Source organism: Bacteroides sp. RTP31139st1_H2_RTP31139_211217 (assembly GCF_040227615.1).
GTDB lineage: Bacteria > Bacteroidota > Bacteroidia > Bacteroidales > Bacteroidaceae > Bacteroides > Bacteroides uniformis.
On record NZ_JBCNZM010000258.1, the window covers coordinates 1 to 559 of the forward strand.

Sequence of the window (559 nt, forward strand, 5' to 3'; positions counted from 1 at the left end):
GGGACACTCCTCGGCCAAAGACCAGCAGCTGGAAGACCACTACTTCGGGGCCATCCCCAGCCGTGTGGCCGCTTTCATGAAGGAACTGGAAATCGAAGCGCTGAAACTCGGCATCCCCGTCAAGACCCGTCACAACGAAGTGGCTCCCAACCAGTTCGAGCTGGCTCCCGTCTTCGAGGAATGCAACCTGGCGGTAGACCACAACATGCTCATCATGGCCTTGATGCGTAAAGTGGCACGTAACCACGGTTTCCGCGTACTGCTGCACGAAAAGCCCTTCAAGGGTGTCAACGGTAGCGGCAAGCATAATAACTGGTCGCTGGGTACGGACACCGGTATCCTGCTCCACGCACCCGGCAAACTGCCCGAAGAGAACCTGCGTTTCATCACCTTCGTAGTGAATACGCTGATGGCCGTATACCGTCACAACGGATTGCTGAAAGCCTCCATCTCCAGTGCGACGAACGCCCACCGGCTGGGTGCCAACGAAGCGCCTCCGGCCATCATCTCTTCCTTCCTGGGCAAGCAGTTGAGCCAGGTGCTGGAACACATCGAAGAG

At 57.8% G+C, this 559-nt stretch carries 1 pseudogene; it reads left to right on the top strand.

The window, feature by feature from the left end:
- A pseudogene (locus ABUA47_RS23405) lies at window positions 1-559 on the top strand (glutamine synthetase type III); the annotation flags it as partial.